Source organism: Flagellimonas meridianipacifica (assembly GCF_003001695.1).
Classification (GTDB): domain Bacteria; phylum Bacteroidota; class Bacteroidia; order Flavobacteriales; family Flavobacteriaceae; genus Flagellimonas; species Flagellimonas meridianipacifica.
In genome coordinates this window covers 1,928,013-1,942,375 of the sequence record NZ_PVYX01000002.1, presented here as the reverse complement: position 1 = coordinate 1,942,375, position 14,363 = coordinate 1,928,013, and the positions used below count along the sequence as shown (strand labels likewise).

19 protein-coding genes and 1 other RNA gene are annotated in these 14,363 nt (G+C 38.9%); 7 read left to right on the top strand and 13 right to left on the bottom strand.

The window, feature by feature from the left end:
• Window positions 1-91 precede the first annotated feature (91 nt).
• Window positions 92-395: RNase P RNA component class A (gene rnpB, locus CLV81_RS18910), an RNA gene on the top strand.
• On the opposite strand, the gene CLV81_RS18905 is transcribed toward rnpB, so the two are convergent.
• Entirely contained in the window at window positions 394-780 is a 387-nt protein-coding gene (locus tag CLV81_RS18905) for a hypothetical protein (RefSeq protein WP_106147301.1), read from the bottom strand. The genes rnpB and CLV81_RS18905 overlap by 2 nt on opposite strands.
• Window positions 781-785: 5 nt before the next feature.
• Window positions 786-1,358: an RNA polymerase sigma factor gene (locus tag CLV81_RS18900; protein ID WP_106147299.1), complete on the bottom strand. Its 573-nt coding sequence runs from the start codon at window positions 1,356-1,358 to the stop codon at window positions 786-788.
• Window positions 1,359-1,490: 132 nt separating this feature from the next.
• On the opposite strand from CLV81_RS18900, the gene CLV81_RS18895 reads away from it, so the two are divergent.
• Complete coding sequence (locus CLV81_RS18895) at window positions 1,491-1,841, top strand: DUF6249 domain-containing protein (protein WP_106147297.1); 351 nt, start codon at window positions 1,491-1,493, stop codon at window positions 1,839-1,841.
• A gap of 66 nt (window positions 1,842-1,907) precedes the next feature.
• On the opposite strand, the gene CLV81_RS18890 is transcribed toward CLV81_RS18895, so the two are convergent.
• The 4 genes from CLV81_RS18890 to CLV81_RS18875 all read right to left on the bottom strand — a co-directional run bounded on the left by CLV81_RS18890 (window position 1,908) and on the right by CLV81_RS18875 (window position 4,550).
• Entirely contained in the window at window positions 1,908-2,468 is a 561-nt protein-coding gene (locus CLV81_RS18890) for a hypothetical protein (RefSeq protein WP_106147295.1), read from the bottom strand.
• 96 nt (window positions 2,469-2,564) lie between these two features.
• Window positions 2,565-3,104, bottom strand: a complete 540-nt coding sequence (locus CLV81_RS18885) for an RsmD family RNA methyltransferase (protein ID WP_106147293.1) — start codon at window positions 3,102-3,104, stop codon at window positions 2,565-2,567.
• The gene (locus CLV81_RS18880; RefSeq protein ID WP_245912093.1) at window positions 3,104-3,922 is read right to left on the bottom strand and encodes a DUF3822 family protein; all 819 of its coding nucleotides are present in this window, start codon (window positions 3,920-3,922) and stop codon (window positions 3,104-3,106) included. Before CLV81_RS18880 ends, CLV81_RS18885 begins: the two co-directional genes overlap by 1 nt.
• Window positions 3,903-4,550, bottom strand: coding sequence for a hypothetical protein (locus CLV81_RS18875; protein ID WP_106147728.1), 648 nt, complete (start codon window positions 4,548-4,550; stop codon window positions 3,903-3,905). The genes CLV81_RS18880 and CLV81_RS18875 overlap by 20 nt, the downstream gene beginning before the upstream one ends.
• A gap of 193 nt (window positions 4,551-4,743) precedes the next feature.
• Here CLV81_RS18875 and CLV81_RS18870 point away from each other — a divergent pair, with 193 nt between their 5' ends.
• The 5 genes from CLV81_RS18870 to CLV81_RS18850 are packed head-to-tail and all read left to right on the top strand — an operon-like array spanning window position 4,744 to window position 8,749.
• Window positions 4,744-6,177, top strand: coding sequence for an ATP-dependent DNA helicase (locus CLV81_RS18870; RefSeq protein WP_106147289.1), 1,434 nt, complete (start codon window positions 4,744-4,746; stop codon window positions 6,175-6,177).
• Between the two features lie 28 nt (window positions 6,178-6,205).
• Window positions 6,206-6,784, top strand: coding sequence for a DUF4126 domain-containing protein (locus tag CLV81_RS18865; protein ID WP_106147726.1), 579 nt, complete (start codon window positions 6,206-6,208; stop codon window positions 6,782-6,784).
• 11 nt (window positions 6,785-6,795) lie between these two features.
• Window positions 6,796-7,509 (top strand): 3-deoxy-manno-octulosonate cytidylyltransferase, encoded by a 714-nt coding sequence (gene kdsB, locus CLV81_RS18860; RefSeq protein WP_211298024.1) that lies wholly within the window; start codon window positions 6,796-6,798, stop codon window positions 7,507-7,509.
• Window positions 7,500-8,204 carry an HAD family hydrolase gene (locus tag CLV81_RS18855; protein WP_106147285.1) on the top strand — a complete coding sequence of 235 codons (705 nt, stop codon included), beginning with the start codon at window positions 7,500-7,502 and terminating at the stop codon, window positions 8,202-8,204. Before kdsB ends, CLV81_RS18855 begins: the two co-directional genes overlap by 10 nt.
• A 5-nt stretch (window positions 8,205-8,209) precedes the next feature.
• A complete protein-coding gene (locus CLV81_RS18850) occupies window positions 8,210-8,749 on the top strand; it encodes a 1-acyl-sn-glycerol-3-phosphate acyltransferase (protein WP_106147283.1) in 540 nt (179 codons plus the stop codon).
• Here CLV81_RS18850 and CLV81_RS18845 read toward each other — a convergent pair.
• From CLV81_RS18845 to CLV81_RS18815, 7 genes are all read right to left on the bottom strand, one after another.
• Window positions 8,746-9,240 (bottom strand): hypothetical protein, encoded by a 495-nt coding sequence (locus CLV81_RS18845; RefSeq protein WP_146129946.1) that lies wholly within the window; start codon window positions 9,238-9,240, stop codon window positions 8,746-8,748. The two genes, CLV81_RS18850 and CLV81_RS18845, sit on opposite strands and share 4 nt — an antisense overlap.
• 362 nt (window positions 9,241-9,602) lie before the next feature.
• Window positions 9,603-10,226 (bottom strand): phosphoribosyl-AMP cyclohydrolase, encoded by a 624-nt coding sequence (locus CLV81_RS18840; protein ID WP_245912091.1) that lies wholly within the window; start codon window positions 10,224-10,226, stop codon window positions 9,603-9,605.
• 26 nt (window positions 10,227-10,252) lie between these two features.
• Window positions 10,253-10,948 (bottom strand): DUF2490 domain-containing protein, encoded by a 696-nt coding sequence (locus CLV81_RS18835; protein ID WP_106147276.1) that lies wholly within the window; start codon window positions 10,946-10,948, stop codon window positions 10,253-10,255.
• Window positions 10,949-11,180: 232 nt separating this feature from the next.
• Complete coding sequence (locus CLV81_RS18830) at window positions 11,181-11,657, bottom strand: hypothetical protein (protein WP_106147274.1); 477 nt, start codon at window positions 11,655-11,657, stop codon at window positions 11,181-11,183.
• Window positions 11,658-11,784: 127 nt separating this feature from the next.
• Window positions 11,785-12,498 (bottom strand): hypothetical protein, encoded by a 714-nt coding sequence (locus tag CLV81_RS18825; protein ID WP_106147272.1) that lies wholly within the window; start codon window positions 12,496-12,498, stop codon window positions 11,785-11,787.
• Window positions 12,499-12,534: 36 nt separating this feature from the next.
• Entirely contained in the window at window positions 12,535-13,488 is a 954-nt protein-coding gene (locus CLV81_RS18820; RefSeq protein ID WP_106147270.1) for a Na/Pi cotransporter family protein, read from the bottom strand.
• A gap of 115 nt (window positions 13,489-13,603) precedes the next feature.
• A complete protein-coding gene (locus CLV81_RS18815) occupies window positions 13,604-14,347 on the bottom strand; it encodes a succinate dehydrogenase/fumarate reductase iron-sulfur subunit (protein WP_106147268.1) in 744 nt (247 codons plus the stop codon).
• Window positions 14,348-14,363 lie beyond the last annotated feature (16 nt).

Below are 14,363 nucleotides of genomic sequence, written 5' to 3'. Positions count from 1 at the left end.
ACTGATTCACAAATATAAAAATAGCGAATGGCAAAGCGCTTTGCGAACGCTCCCACAAATTATTTTTTATTAACAATTGAGTTATCTTTGCAACGCAGGCCTCCTTATCGCCGTGTTTTGAATTCAATTCAGGACAAGGAGGAAAGTCCGGACACCATAGTGCAACATAGCGGATAACATCCGTCCGTTGAAAGACGAGGACCAGTGCAACAGAAAGCAAGTACAGTTCGGCTGTAGTGAAATCAGGTAAACTCTATGCGGTGCAACGCCATGTAAACCAGTGTTTGAGGGTAGCACGCCCAAATTGGAGGGTAGGCGGTTGGAACTTTGGAGCAATCCAAAGTCTAGATAAATGATAAGGCTCGACAGAATCCGGCTTATGGCCTGCTTTTTCTATAATGACCTTTCCTTGTCGGTCATTTTAATTAGAAAGGGAAGCTGAAACAGGAATAATCCCAATAAGCAAATGCCCATCATCATGGTTTTGGATATCTCAAGTCCTTGAAACAGCTTTTCCACAAAACCTGCTCGATATGAAAAAACCATATCAAAAACAACCGAACCTTCTTCAGGATAAAAAACGAGTAAGCTCAAGGACAAGGCGAAAACGAAGGTAATAAGCAACCAACCTTTTTTGGATATAAGGGGAGTAGTCACTTTTTCCTGCATTTCTATGGCATCCATTACGTTGCTTAGGAAGTCTTCGGATGGTTTCTCCAAACCAATTTGGGCCAATGCCGTTTTCAAAACTTTTTCCTGTTCTTTGGATAGCTTTTCCATAATTTCTATTCCTTTTCGTTAACGACAGGATGAGGTTGCAAAAATTCATACAACTTTTTCCTGCTTCTATGTAATTTCACTTTTACATTATCCTCCGTTAAACGGGTAACTTTTCCAATTTCCTTGATGCTCAATTCTTCAAAATAAAAAAGGGTCACGATGGCTGCTTCACTTTCAGAAAGTCTGGCTATAGACCTTTTGATAAAATCTTTACGTTCCTGATCTTCCAACTGTTCCAAGGGATTTTCAATGAAAGTTAAGTTGCTTTCAGTGATTTCTTCTAACAAAGTATTTGTTTTTTGTCTTTTCTTATTTTTTCTGATATGGTCTAAAGCGGCCCTGTACGAAATCCGATATAGCCAAGTAGTGAATTTGGAGTCCCCTTTAAAATCCTTCAAAGACTTATATGCTTTAATGAAAACATCTTGAGTCACTTCTTCTGCCTCCTCCTTGGTTTTTATCATTCGTATCACTAAGGTGTAAACATAGTTTTGATGCTTTGTAACCAAACTGGCAAAAGCTTTCGTATCACCCTTTAAGGTGGATTTTATTAAATATTGGTCGGTGTTATCAGTCATTGTTCAACCATAAGACGTAGGGGAAAAGAAATTGGTTACATAAAAACTTTTTTTTCTTGGAAGTGTAACCTATTTATAAAAGGTCACGTCCTAGAATCAAATACAATTTTAAAACCATTTAAACTTTATACTATGGATAATTCAGAGATTATTATCATTCCCGTTATGTTTGGGGTTGTTTTTGGGATATTCTACCTCTACATTTCTGCAAGGAACAAAGAAAGATTGGCATTAATAGATAAAGGGGCAGATGCCTCAATATTTTATGGAAAGAGTTCCCGTGTCACTCCTATATGGAAAGTAATAGTGATTAATTTGGCTACTTTGTTGATGGGTATTGGCCTAGGTATTTTTACTGCGGGAATCCTGATGTCTTTGGGCATGGATGAAGATATAGTAGGACCGGGGTCGGGATTCTTTATGGCCGGACTTGGTTTATTGACCGGATTTTTTATCACAAAAAAGATGACAGAGGCCTCTTGAAAATGATAAAACAAAAAAACCTTCCCTCTGTTAAACCAAGGGAAGGTTTTCTTTTTTATTCTAGGCCTACTGACGTCTCCAAACGGAAACGGCATTAATATCAACAGTAAATGTAATACCTTCTACGGTCAAGGTTTGCTCTCCACGCTCCGTTAAAACCATATCTCCATCCGAATTAAAGGAAACCTCAGCAGTTTGTTCTGAGGAAGCCTCACTTAAGCTAACTCCATTTGCTTCAAAATCAAAAACATTACCATTGATGGTAATGGTATTTCCGTCCAATGAATAGGTGCCGGTCTCATCGATTCCGGTTATGGATGTTGGCTCAGCTTCTAATGGCTCTCCATTTACGGTTCCTGTAGTTACCAAATCATACCCGCCGTTTACGGTATACTCGGTCTCGGTTAAGGTTAAAATGTAATCAAAGTTCTCTCCAACGGTATTTGTTGAGCTTTCAATGGGGATGCCTCCAAAATCGCCGTTAAGGTCAATGTCTGCATCCAGCGATATAGCGGACCAAGTCCCGATTAAAGAAGTTGGATCTATAGGTTCGGTACTGTCATCGTCACTACATGATGCCAATAAGGCAACAAAAGCAAACAGTAAAAGGGGCTTTAGTATTTTCATAATGGAATTAAGGTTTTTATTATTTGGTAATAACGGAATAAAACAGACAAAAGTATCCATTTGTATGAGCTTTTTCAGAAGAAACCGAGGGCTTGTTTAAATGGTGCCAAAAAAGCTGAAAACGCTGTTTCCATACTTTCTTAGTTCAATAAAACCAGAAATTGAGCTTAGGTCTGTTTGGTCGCTATGTTCTATTATCAACAGCCCATCTTCCAAAAGTAGTTGTCGCTCAAAAACCAATTGGACAATCTTAGCAAAGTGTTCAAAAGAAAGATTATAAGGAGGGTCGGCAAATACAATATCTACCCTCTCGGAGGTTCTTTCCAGAAACTTAAAAACATCGGATTTTATAGCTTGAATAGGAAACCCCAGTTCTTTAGAGATTTTAGAAATAAACTGAACACAGCCTGCGTAGGAGTCAACAGCTATTATAGACTTGCTGCCGCGTGAGGCAAATTCAAAAGAAATGTTGCCTGTTCCCGAAAACAAGTCCAGTACTTTCAAATCTTCCAAATAGTAGCGGTTGTTGAGTATGTTGAACAAACTTTCTTTGGCCATATCAGTAGTAGGCCTTACGGGAAGTTTTTTGGGAGCGATAAGTCTTTTCCCTTTATAAGTCCCAGCTATAATACGCATTATAAAGAGCTTAGAATAGTAAAGTCTATAGTCTCCCAATCCACGGGTTGAATATTGAAAGAATGTGGAGGAACAAATACAGAAGTGTTTTTAACGTAGGTATGACAAAGTTGATAGCGTTCATCACCCTCCTCAATTTGCCCAAAAAGACGTAATTGGATATTTTCTGTCCCAAGCTCCAGTTGTTCTAGCGTAAACAATAGGTAATACAGAAAATCCTCTTTTGTTTTATGTTCAAAGTAATTGTAGAACAGTAGCTTTTTTTCGGATATTACCACAATTTCCATTTCACGTTCCGCCACTTGAACATAACAATAGGGTTCAATTGATTGACTTGAATTATTCAAAAGTGAAGATACCAATATGGACCCACTATGCTTAAAAGTGAATTCACCAAATAGGTCAAAAACATAGTTGTTCACATTGGCAAACGGAATGTATACATTGACCAATTCATGATTGACCAATTCATCGAAGACGACAAAATCGTTGGCCATCATTTTTGCATTGAATTTTAAATAATTGGGCAACTCTTCTTTATTAAAAAGAGGTTTGGGCACCATGCTAAAAAAACCATTCTTATGCACTACCATTACCTCTTTGAAAGAGGTGTTGGATAGATTATTTTCATTAAGTATGGTCTTTAATTCTTTAAGAAGGAGATAGGGGGTAGAAGTAGTTTTGAATGGGATACTTTCATGAGCCAGAATTTTTTGGGAAATTGTATCCAGAGCACAAAAAGAAAGTCCATTCAAACCAACTTGAATGGACAGTTTCTTAAAATTGTTGTCTATGGATTTATTCTCCTTTTCTGTCATAAATTGGTGGCCAATTTCCATTCGTACTTACATCGGTAAGTGAACCAACCTTAATCTCAGTACCGTTTACCTCTTCAACACTTTGGTGGGCATTTTCTCTTTCCAACAAGTCTTTAGGTTGGTCATATAATACAACGTCCTTTTTTATTTTTGCTTCAAAAACCGGAGCCTTGTATCCACTCTTATCAATAATATCAGCTTTCAGCTCAAACTTCTCATTGTTCTGGGCATAAGGTACATCCATCATGCTTTTGTAGCGACTATCATTTTTAAAGAGAGAATCCTTAACTTTTACAAAACCTAAAGTATCTACAATCACAGTATCAACTTGTAAATCAATTTGATACACTTTATTGAAACGCATAAAGGAAGAATCCTTTTGCTGGGTAATGGTATAACTTCCAGTATCCACAAATTTGATAAGGCTGTTAAAGTCGTTGGCAAATTTACCATTTACTGTTTTGTAGGCCTCTTGGGCGTCCCTTATGTCCTTAAGTTTAGATATAACTTGAGAGAACCTTTCTTTTCTTACTTTCTTGAATTCAATAGGAGCATTGATGGACCCGTAGATTTTATAGCCAAGAAAAATACTGAGAAGACCAAAAACTATAACCAACACGGGTTTTATCTTCTGCGGTAAGAACCTATCAATTAGGAAAACTAAGCCTACGGTCACTAGGCATATTAAAACAATGATAAGAATTAAGTTTAACATACTATTATTGTCTTTCTGAGTTAATTTAGCGGTTAAAGACAAATCTACAATTTTTTTTTAATCACGAAACTTTTTGCTTTAAAATTCAGGAGTATCTTTAGCCTGCATGAATAAGCTTACACCTAACGATTTTCTTAAGATACTCAAGGAAAAATTCCCGTTCAACTTGACGTTAAAACAAGCAGTTGCCCTTGAAAAAATGGCCCATTTTGTTTTGAATAGAACTGATGATGGAATGTTCCTTCTTAAAGGGTTTGCAGGTACCGGCAAGACCACGATTATCAGCACTTTGGTTCCAAGTCTGTGGAAGGTGAACATGAGCGCGGTATTGATGGCTCCAACTGGAAGGGCGGCCAAAGTGATGACCTCATACTCAGGGAACAAGGCATTCACCATCCATAAAAAAATCTATTTTCCAAAGAAGCAGAGTTCAGGAGGAGTCCAGTTTATTCTTGCCCCGAACAAGCATAGAAATACTATTTTCATTGTGGATGAGGCTTCAATGATATCTGACACCCCCGCAGATACCAAACTCTTTGAGAATGGGTCGCTATTGGATGATTTGGTGCAGTTTGTATATTCTGGCCATAATTGCAAATTGATGCTCATTGGGGATACAGCGCAACTTCCACCGGTCAAATTGGATGTAAGCCCGGCGCTTGAAGAAAACCGACTTACATTAAACTATAACAAGGAGGTTGAAGGTCTAGAGTTGGATGAAGTGATGAGACAGACACAAGATTCAGGTATTCTTTTTAATGCAACCAATCTAAGGGAACAACTGCAATCCTCTTTTTATGAGGATTTCAAATTTGATTTGGGCAGTTTTACCGATATCATCCGTCTTGTGGATGGCCATGAGATTCAGGAAGCAATAGATGCGTCCTATAGCAATAATGGAAAGGAAGAAACTGCTATAGTGGTTCGCTCCAACAAGAGAGCTAATCTTTATAATAAAAACATAAGGGAACGTATTCTTTTTTTGGAAAATCAGTTGGCGGTTGGCGATTATATGATGGTGGTCAAGAACAATTATTTTTGGTTGCGGCCTAATTCCGAAGCAGGGTTTATAGCCAATGGCGATATCATTGAAATTTTAGAGCTTTTCGCTATTAGGGAGATATATGGATTTTCCTTTGCTGAAGTAAAGGTAAAAATGGTGGATTATCCCAATCAAAAACCTTTTGAAACTGTTTTGCTCTTGGATACTATTGATGCCGAGACCCCTTCACTTTCCTATGAAGAAGGGAACCGACTGTATCAAGAAGTACTCAAGGATTATTCCCACGAAAAATCGAAATACAAGAAATTTTTAGGGGTTAAGAACAACAAATACTTCAACGCGCTTCAAGTAAAATTTTCCTATGCCATGACCTGTCATAAATCGCAAGGTGGGCAATGGAACACGGTTTTTGTGGAGCAACCGTATTTGCCCAACGGCGTTGATAAAGACTTTCTCCGTTGGCTCTATACTGCGGTCACACGAGCTAAAGAAAAACTCTATCTCATCGGATTTAAGGACAATTTTTTTCTTGGGTAGGAATACGCTATTTTAGTCCATAATGAGTATAACACCAGACACGATAATCAGTATTTTTTTGGGTGTGGGATTGGCGGCATCCGTAGGATTCCGGGTTTTCTTGCCCCTATTTGCATTGAGTTTTGCGGCATATTTGGGAGTTTGGGAACTGAATGAAAGTTGGCAATGGATCGGTGGTTTGCCAGCATTAATTGTCTTTGGAGTAGCTACCTTGGTGGAGATTTTTGGATACTTCATTCCATGGGTAGATAATGCCTTGGATAGCTTGGCCATACCTTTGGCAGGTGTGGCTGGGACTGCGGTAATGGTATCCACAGTGGTCGACCTTGACCCCGTGGTGACATGGTCTCTTGCCATAATTGCGGGTGGAGGAACAGCTACCGCTATAAAAGGAGCCAATGCCACGGGCCGATTGGCATCTTCTTCAACTACTGGAGGTTTGGCGAATCCTGTGGTGTCTACAATAGAAACAGGAACCGCTGTTGCGGTCTCTACGGCGTCCATTTTAGCACCGCCCATAGCAGCGATTCTGGTAATTATCATTTTGATTATCATTTTTAGGATTTACCGTAAAATCAGACCGAGACAAAAAAAGAAGCCCCAGTGAAAATAATTTCCATGATTCCTGCTAGATATCAAGCTTCCCGCTTCCCGGCAAAGCTGATGCAAGACCTAGGTGGAAAACCAGTTATTGTTAGGACGTATGAAGCTGCTTTGGACACCCATCTTTTTGATGAAGTTTATGTAGTAACTGATAGCGATGTTATTGATGATGCCATTTCAGAAGCTGGAGGAAAGGTTATCCGAAGTAAACAAGAACACGAAAGCGGAAGCGATAGGATTGCTGAAGCCGTTCAAGATATGGATGTGGATATCGTGGTAAATGTTCAAGGCGATGAGCCTTTTATCGAAAAGGAGAGTCTGGCCAAAGTAATAGAGGTGTTTCATAAAGACCCTCAAATGGAAATTGATTTAGCTTCTATAATGACTCCAATTTCTGATTGGGAACAAATATCCAATCCAAATGTGGTCAAGGTAATTGTGGACAGTGCCAACTTTGCTTTGTATTTTTCCCGTTCACCTATCCCTTACCCTAGAGACAAAAATGTGAATGCTGTTTATTACAAGCATAAAGGAATATATGCTTTTCGTAAGCGGGCCCTAATCGATTTTCAAAAACTTCCTATGCTTTCACTGGAGGCCAAGGAAAAGATAGAGGCCATCCGTTTTTTGGAATATGGAAAAAAAATAAAAATGGTGGAAACTGATGTCAGCGGAATTGGGATAGATACACCAGAGGATTTAGTAAAAGCTAGAAAAGCATGGAGCTAGATTTTAAAGGAATACAGGTCATTGGGTTTGATGCCGATGACACCCTTTGGGTAAACGAAACCTATTTTAGGGATACTGAGGAACGCTTTGCAGAGCTTTTGGAAGGATATGAGACCAAGAACAAAATCGACCAAGAGCTCTTTAAAATGGAAATGGAAAACCTGGAACTTTACGGTTACGGGGTAAAGGGTTTTATGCTTTCTATGATAGAATCTGCCTTGGATTTATCCAATAAATCCATTTCACAACAGACCATTTCCGAAATTATCGATTTAGGGAAGCAAATGATTTCGCATCCGGTTGAATTGTTGGATGGAGTAGAGGAGGTGCTCGAGAAACTTAAGGGTAAGTACCGACTAATCGTATTGACCAAGGGCGATTTATTGGACCAAGAACGAAAACTTGAAAAATCAGGTTTGTCACAATACTTTCATCATGTTGAAGTGTTGAGTGATAAAAAAGAACTTAATTACAAGAACCTATTGGACCATCTGAATATCGATGTAAGCGAATTTTTGATGATTGGCAATTCACTGAAGTCAGACGTACTACCCATCTTAAATTTAGGAGCTAGGGCTATTCATATCCCCTTTCACACAACATGGGCCCATGAAATGGTCAATGAAGAAGAACAGGTGAACAACCATTTAAAGCTAAATAGTTTGCGGGATGTCTTAAAATATCTGGAACATTAAATCCCATGCAGGCCTTCTCACGATTTCTATACTTTAAAGTTTTCCGATGGACTATGGAAGGCAGTTTCCCAGATGTGGACAAATGCGTGGTTGCCGTGGTTCCCCATACCCATTGGATGGATTTTTTTTTGGGTCTTGTCGTGCGCAGCATTCTTGGTAAGGAAATCAATTATATAGCAAAAAAAAGTTTGTTCAAACCGCCATTTGGCTGGTTTTTTCGTTGGACGGGAGGTGCTCCTATAGACCGTTCAAAAACGTCCAATACCGTGGATAGCGTTGCTGCTATCTTCAAAGATCGAAAGGTATTTCGCTTTGCTTTGGCCCCAGAAGGTACTAGAAAGAAAGTAACTGAGCTGAAAACCGGATTTTATCACATCGCAAAAAAGGCAGAAGTTCCTATTGTTTTGGTAGCGTTTGATTTTGGAAAAAAGCAGGTGAAGTTTTCGCAACTGCTTTATCCATCAAACGATATGAAGGCTGATTTTGACACAATACATACCTTTTTTAAAGGTGTAGTAGGGAAAGTTCCTGCGTACAGCTTTTAAATTTTGTTCAAAGGTTTAGGTTTGGGTTTTTCCACTTTCTTTGTGTTTCCTGGAAATACCATGGTGGTACTTGAATAGGTTGTCCCAAAAGTAAGAGCTGCTGCATAAACTTGTTGTATGGCGTCCACTACTTGTTCCTCGGAAAGCTGTTGTAAGGGATGTGCGTAAACCGACCATAAAATCTCATCACTTAAAGCATATTTCACATCAAGGGCCGAATGAAAATTGGCAACAAGTGCATTCAGTAATTCTTCCTCATCTATTTCTTCACGTTTTACTATAGGAGTTATGATACGCATACGATTGGCATTTTCATCATAGATGCAAATCAACATGGCTTCGTTGTACAAAAACTGATAAGAATTCCCGCTCACTTTTACGGTATCGGCCTCTTGCTTAATAACGTCGTAAAGCAAGTCTGGGTCCATATTTTGGGCTGAAAGTGATAATAATGAGCCAGAAAGCAAAAAGAGAAGCAGAAAATTACGCATGATAAGAAGTTTTAAGTTGAGTCGGCATTTGTTCCATGAATTTACAGAAAAACCATGGAGTTCTTTTAAAAACAATACTTAAGGAAGTATGTGCGGTTAGAATTTTGCAATATCCAATTGAAAAGGAAAAGCAACTTTGAGAATGGCCATTACATTTCTTGAATCAAAACAATCCTAAATAAAAATGCTAAATTCATAATAACTCACCAAACTAAGTAACTGGTAATAAATGCTTGGTTCTAGCGAAGGTTAACGAAAGAATCACCTATCGTTTAATATCCCTAAAATAGAATTATTAAAAACCGCCCAAGTTAAAAACTTAGGCGGTTAAAATTGATAGATGTCGTTTTCAAAAGCACTATCTAATTGTCGGTACTATAAGGCAATGATGATTGATGCGTTACAATCCTCAATTTTCCTGATTTATCCTTGACATATGCGAATGTGTATTCCACCTTGGTTACGCTGCCATCGGTGGCGGTAAAGAAATAGTTCCCCATTGCGACCGCCATCCTACAGCTGTTGTTTATAATGCCAGTGTTGTCAAAAGTAACCTTTGTGTACGGCCTTATTGCAAAGCCTTTATCCTCAGGATATGCGTCGTTGCCTGCCACAAAGTAGGAAAGAGCTGCGTCAAAACTTGATCTAAACTGATCTTCAGAGGCCAGTGTTGGCTTAAAGAGAACGCTACTCAGATCATAACCGTACATATCTTGGATAAAATCCGCCGCCTCTTTGGAATAATCACCTTTGTCAGTGAATACTTGACCAATTCTTACAATACCTGCTCCCCATTGTTTTTGGGCCTCTACTACCTCTCGTTCGGTAATACATTCGTCCGAGTATAAGAGTTCCGACTCACTTGCATTTTCGACTGCTCCTTTGGTTTTGACCGCCGTATCATTGGACGGAGTATTCTGGTTTGGATTGCAAGACAATAGTGTGAAGGTGACCATTGCCAATATTGAAATTGAAATTGTTTTCATTTTTGTTTTGATTATTAAATTTTTGTTTAAAATGTGTGATGCATACTGAACTGTAACTGTCCTTTCTGCCAGTCCACTGTGGTCTGTCTCATCCAGCCCAACTGAAACCGTATGGTATCACTGACCGCATAACCGAGTCCAAAATAGGTCCGGTTTCGGTCAAAAAACTGTACCCTGCGCCCATTCCCAATGTCCCGCTCACCATTTATGAACAGCTCATTGTAAAAGGCAAAATAAGGTGTTCCCTTGTCCAAGGTTTTACCTTCAAAAGGGATGTTTACAAATATGTTGTAGCGGAATCTAGTCCTAAAGTCTTGGTCCTCAACCCAGCGTTGCTCATAGCGAAAACGGTGGGTAAGAAGGACACGTTTCAAGACTGTGTTCGAGAACATGGCTTCTTGATAGATACGGTTCTCTACCACAGGGTTATCGATTTCATCACCAAATTGTCCTGTGGAGATATTGGCATAGCCCAAAGTGAACATGATATTGCCATCTTTTGGCCGATAGGTCAGTCCGGTTCTGAGCAAAAGTTGCTCTCTGTCTCCCAGACCACGCCAATCACGATATTGGAAGTCGCCCTGAATACCCCAATTAGATTCCTTGAAAGGAGCATTGTAAAAGTACATGTACCATGCTCCCAACTGATTCTCATCAGGGCCTTGGGCAAATCCAATAAGCGAACAAAGGATACCCGCTAAAAGCGAACTAATTTTTTTCATTTTTCTTTTTGATTAATACTATCCATAAAGGGCTTAGGCACGTCTTGCATAAGTACCCTAAAGGTTTTCTTAACACAATTACTTTCTCAGCTATGTCAATGACATTGGCAGATTGTGGAGATACAGGTCCTTATTGTTCTCAGGAATTCTTTAAAGAACAAGCTTCCGTTCAAGCCCTTTTTTGAGTAATGGACGGTGCGTCCATTTTTGGGCATACCTGTAAAATTGTAATTTAAAAGATAAATTCTGGTGGGATATCCGGTACTCCCCGGATTATAGCTAAGTTGAAAGGAATATTATAGAAGACCGGGGTAAAATCAATGTGCAAATAATTTTCCTCTGGGTCAGAAATAGCATCATCTGAAATTTCGTCCCAAACCTCAAATGCTCCAAGTTCCATGAAGGGGTCAATGTCGTCAGGTGCGGCACTCAAAGTCTCTATAACACTTTTTGAAGATGTTTCTATGAAATCAAAAAAGTCATTTTCATACGTTTTAGGAAATGGAAGGTCCAAAGTAGGCCTACTTAATTCAGTTACATACAGTGCAGGTAACGATTTTTCAAAAGCGCTATAGTGGTTACGGCTAAAAGAACACTTAATGACAAGGACATTTGAAACATCTTCCACAATCGGTTTGCTACAATCCTGTAAGTAATTGGTTGCAAAAGAGTGAATAATCCAGAGAGAAGCTATGAAAAGATATTTCAAGTGTTCAGTTTTTCAATGAATATTGGTCACAATAACAATGCCATAGGCTTCTTAAAATGAGTTTTAACCCTTTGTTAATGTTGGTTATAAATTCAGGTCTTTTTAACTAAATGATGTGTTCTTCTGCTCACAAATAGGTAGTTCGAATAACTTCAAAGTTTCGTACAGAAAAGTAATCATCAATCCCAAAATCTGTATTGATTACAATACCACCCAAGAGTGCTATTTTGTCTACCTTGAACTCATTTTTTACTTCCCTTAAGGATTCGTGCAACATCTTGTCGATAAGTTCAAAGGTACATTCGGTGATTTTTCTTTGGGGCAATTTATCATTTAATATTTCATCCTTCCTCGGAAACAATAAACTTTCCAAATATGTTTGTTGATAGTCTTCCCGTTTTAATTCTGGAGTATAGGTATCATCTTTAAACCGTTCAAGTGCCAACATAAGTGCTCCGCAGCAAGCTCCTGCATTTCCTTGACCAGGGCGATACATTTTTCCAACTTCATTTTCAAGAGTGACTCCAATATGTGGGCCATAAAAAATAAAGGCAGTTCCATGGTCAGGAATATGATGCGCAAAAGCGGTCAGACCTGTTAATCCTGCATAGGGCAGTCCTCCTAACCCTCCCAAGAAAAAAGGTCCCCATACTACACTGAAGAATGAAGTTGAAGGAATATTGATGTCATCAGAACATAGACTGGTCGCCATGAGCATTTTGGAAATATCTATATCGTGGCCATTTTGTAGGAGACCTAGATATCTTATTGAGGTGTCCCGGGTATCCAGTGCATCCGGGTAATTTTCGAGCACTACTTTTTCAAATTTTTTCTGTAGCATTTCTTTTGGGTTTTAATTGTAGATATAATTGTGTTGTTAATTATGAACGGTATTGAGCCTGTCCGGTAACCAACGATTCAATAGCTTTTCGGATAGTCCGACCAGAGGAAGGAAAAGGACAACCCCAATGATGTTAAATAGCATATGGGCATTTGCGATTTGATTTTCCAACGCTTGGTTTTGAGAGATTAGCAACACCAGTCTGTGGAAATAATCAAAACTCAATAATCCCATTACTATAGTGGTAAAGTTGAACAACAAATGAAATAGTCCTGCCTTTATAGCTTGTCTACTCCCTTTTATCGTGGCGATAAGAGTATCAGAACAGGTTCCCAATTCAGAACCCAACATGATTACAAGACCTCCAATCAAGGTGATTAAATTTTGCTTTCCGAGAACAATGGCCATCCCTACGGTAGCGCTTGAAGATTGTACAATTAGGGTTATAAAGCCACCTATTAAGGTTCCCTGTATTAGGTTCTCATCAATACGTGTTATCCATTTCTCAAACAATGGACTTTCCCTTAGAGGCAATACTGATTGTTCAATAATAAAAAGACCAAAAAACAACATCCCAAAATAGAAAAGTGCACTGCCATACCTTCTAAAGTTTTCTTTTTTGGCAAAAAACTCAATCATCATACCAATAATCAGTGGAGCTATTGCATATTTACCAATATCCAATGCTATCAATTGACTGGAAAAAGTGGTACCTATATTGGCACCCATAATAATACCGATAGCTTGTCTAAATTTAAGTGTACCAGCATTGATGAAAACAATGGCAATTATGATTAGAGCCGATGATGAACCTAGAAGTACCGTAAGCAAAGTACCGACTAGGATAGAAAGGAAAAGATTATTGGTGTATTTGGAAATAATTCTTTTAGCCTTTTCGGTCGATATTTCCTGCATTGTTCTTGAAAGCATGGAAATGGAGTAAACAAATAAAGCTAGACCGCCCATTAAAAGAGGGAGAATTTCCTTCATTTTGTATATATGAATATTGGAGCAATCAAGTGCATTTTCTTGGCTGATGGTAAAACCCTCCGTATAGTTTGATTCCCTTTTAATTCCATTGGAAAACTCTTTTGAAAATTATGGGTTAGCCTATCCATTTGGCTTTTGTTCTTCTTGCATTCATTTCCGCGATATTGATGATGGATATCCCTTCGGGACATTCAACTTCACAAGCGCCGGTAAAAGTGCAACTGCCAAACCCCTCAAGTTCCATTTGCTTAGTCATTTCAAGTACCCTTTTGGACGCCTCTTGTTTTCCCTGGGGCAAACTGTTGAGGTGATTGATTTTTGCCGAAGTGAAAAGCGCTGCCGAGGAATTTTTACAGGTCGCCACACAGGCACCGCAACCAATGCATGCCGCAGCATCCATGGCTTTATCCACTATTTCTTTACGAACAAGGATTGAATTGGCCTCCGGAGCTGTTCCTGTTTTTGCAGAGATATAGGCACCTTGTTCAATAATATTATCGAAGGATGAACGGTCTACCACTAGGTCTTTAACAATGGGGAAAGCAGAAGCACGCCATGGTTCAACTACTATGGTTTCGCCATCCCTGAAACTTCGCATATGCAATTGACAAGTGGTCATATTGTCATGGGGTCCATGGGCTCTCCCATTGATGAACACTCCACATTGCCCGCAAATACCTTCCCTACAATCGTATTCATACGCTATGGTTTTTTCATTTTTGGTTACCAAGACTTCGTTGAGATGGTCCAGGGCCTCTAGAAAGGACATGTCTTCTGTAAGTTCGTCTACCTCATACGATTGAAAATTTCCTTTTGTATTGGTATTTTCCTGTCTCCATATTTTAAAAATGACCTTCATAGTGTAGTTTAACTTG